This is a genomic window from Bifidobacterium panos, assembly GCF_012932445.1.
GTDB lineage: Bacteria > Actinomycetota > Actinomycetes > Actinomycetales > Bifidobacteriaceae > Bifidobacterium > Bifidobacterium panos.
Map to the genome: position 1 here is coordinate 1 of NZ_JAAIIJ010000039.1, position 1,317 is coordinate 1,317.

Sequence of the window (1,317 nt, forward strand, 5' to 3'; positions counted from 1 at the left end):
CGCCCCGCTTCGGCGGGGCTTTTTGATAAAGCCACCAGCACCATTCGCCCGCCACACGCGAACACAAAAACCGCACGATACCAACGAAACAAACTGCGCCAAACCCACCATTTTCAGACCATCTACACCATATTTTTCCAGTAATTGCAACGATTACACAACTGCGCCAACCATAACCGGCGAAAACATGATATAACTGTTATAACTTCTGATAAAGGACAAGGACAATTCATGAACGAACGTAAAAGCGGCGAGACCGCCGAATACAGCGGACACCTCAACATCGGGGATGACATCGACATCCCCTGCGGCGTCATGGGCGACGGCACGAGGCTTCTGTCCGAGCGCGCCGTCACGCGCGCGCTGGGAGGCAAACGCGGTGGCTCGCATTGGCTCAGGCAAAAGGAAGGCAACAGGATGCCGGTCTACGCTTCAGCCGGGAACCTCCAACCATTCATCCACGGCGGACTCGCATACAAGCTCGTCAACCACAGGCTATGGCGCGCCAAGGGACAAGGGGGCTTCGGCGCATACGGCATCGAAGCCGAAGCACTGCCGGAGATTTGCGAAGTCTACATGAGAGCACGTCACGCCGGCGTTCTATTGCCTTCGCAGGAGCACATCGCTGAACAAGCCGACATCCTCATGGCGGCGTTGGCGAAAGTTGGCATCGTCGCACTTGTGGACGAAGCAACCGGATATCAAAGCGTCCGCCAACGCGACGAACTGCAAAAACTGCTCAGCAAATACATCGCAGAGGAACTCCAACCTTGGGCCAAACGATTCCCGGACGAGTTCTACACACAACTGTTCCGGCTAAGAGGATGGGACTACCAAACATTGGGCGCAGGGGGCAAGAAGCCACGACTCGTGGGCAAACTCACCAACGACATCATATACGAACGGATGCCACGTGGAGTGCTGGACGAACTCAAGCGCAAGAACCCTCCCGACGATAGCGGACGCCGCCGCTACAAACATCACCAGTTCCTCACCGAAGACATCGGAGACGATCATCTGGCACTTCAGATATCCAACTCCATCGCACTAATGAAAGCATCGAGAAGCTGGGGCGAGTTCAATCGACTGCTTGACCGCGTATACCCGAAATACGGCTCGCAACAAGGCGAACTCGATCTAGAGGACTGACACATACCGCCATCCAAGCGGGACCTTCTGATTCTGAGACCATTTTCCCGGCATCAGGAAAATGGTCTCGCCGTGTCGAGTCCGGCTTGGGAAGAATCTGCGGGTTGACTTCCAAACCCGAGTTTGAGTTTCAAGCCCGAGTTTGAGTTTGCCACCCGAAAATTAATC

General features: G+C 55.0%; 1 protein-coding gene. It reads left to right on the plus strand.

All coding sequences use genetic code 11. From position 1 onward, the window contains the following. Window positions 1–231: 231 nt before the first annotated feature. Window positions 232–1,149, plus strand: a complete 918-nt coding sequence (locus G1C94_RS07590) for a P63C domain-containing protein (RefSeq protein ID WP_172147239.1) — start codon at window positions 232–234, stop codon at window positions 1,147–1,149. Window positions 1,150–1,317 lie beyond the last annotated feature (168 nt).